Below are 1,121 nucleotides of genomic sequence, written 5' to 3'. Positions count from 1 at the left end.
TGGCGGATCATCCGCAGGGAGATCCTGCCGAACGTGGTGACGCCGCTGCTGGTGCAGGCCACGTACATGCTGCCGAGCTTCGTGACGATCGAGGCTGGTCTGTCCTTCCTCGGTGTCGGCATCGTGGAGCCCACCCCGGACTGGGGTCAGATGTTCTCCAAGGCCTCGACCGAGCTCGTGCTGCAGAACGACATCACGTACATGTTCTTCCCCGGCGTCTCGATGGTCGTCTTCGTCGTCGCCTTCAACCTGCTCGGGGACTCGGTCCGGGACGCCTTCGACCCGAAGACGGCTCGCTGACCGACAGTTGATGGGCGTCCGCGCCCGGATTCCGCACGGCCATTTCCTTCGCACCGGCGTACACACAGATGGGTGGAGAGTTCAGTGATGAGTAGGGGCGGACGCCATGCATACGCCGCTTTGTCGGTATTCGCGGCGGGGGCACTCGTGCTCACCGGCTGCAGCAAGGGCGGCAGCAGTGCCAGCGACAGCGAGAAGAAGGACCAGCAGAACGCCAAACAGCAGCAGGCGTCGATCAAGTTCGGCGATGCCAAGGACTCGACAGGTCCCGCGGCCGCCGTGCCGGGCGCGAAGACCGGCGGCACCCTGGAGGTGCTGCAGCGTGACTCCTACGCGCACCTGGACCCGGGTCAGATCTACGTCTCCGACGAGGGCTCGCTCGCCACGCTGATCCACCGCGGCCTCACCGGCTACAAGTCCACCGACAACAAGGGCGTAGGCCACGAGGTCGTCGGTGACCTCGCCACCGACTCCGGTACCACCACGGACGGCGGCAAGACCTGGAAGTACACGCTGAAGGACGGCATCAAGTTCTCGGACGGGACGCCGATCACGTCGGCGGACTTCCGCCAGACCTTCGAGCGGCTCTTCGCGCCCTTCATCAACCAGGGCCCGACCTACCTGCAGCAGTGGCTGGCCAACACCAACGGCGCCGACTACCGCAAGCTGCTGCCGGACGGCCCGTACAAGGGCAAGCACCTGCCGGACAGCATCCTGGAGACGCCTGACGCGAAGACCATCGTCTTCCACTTCAAGACCCCGCACCCGGACCTGCCGTACGCGCTCGCCATGGCGGGCTACGACGTGGTGTCCAAGAAGGG

General features: G+C 65.7%; 2 protein-coding genes. Both read left to right on the top strand.

Going from position 1 to position 1,121, the window contains the following annotated elements; genetic code table 11:
* Nucleotides 1-300, top strand: a 300-nt coding sequence (locus AB0M11_RS41330) for an ABC transporter permease subunit (protein WP_365714151.1), incomplete at its 5' end; no start/stop codon positions are given.
* Between the two features lie 87 nt (nt 301-387).
* On the top strand, nt 388-1,121 hold a 734-nt coding region (locus AB0M11_RS41325), incomplete at its 3' end, for an ABC transporter substrate-binding protein (protein ID WP_365714149.1).

Source organism: Streptomyces sp. NPDC051987, from assembly GCF_040680735.1.
GTDB lineage: Bacteria > Actinomycetota > Actinomycetes > Streptomycetales > Streptomycetaceae > Streptomyces.
Note: the sequence above shows the minus strand (reverse complement) of the source record. Positions and strands in the feature narration are given on the sequence as shown.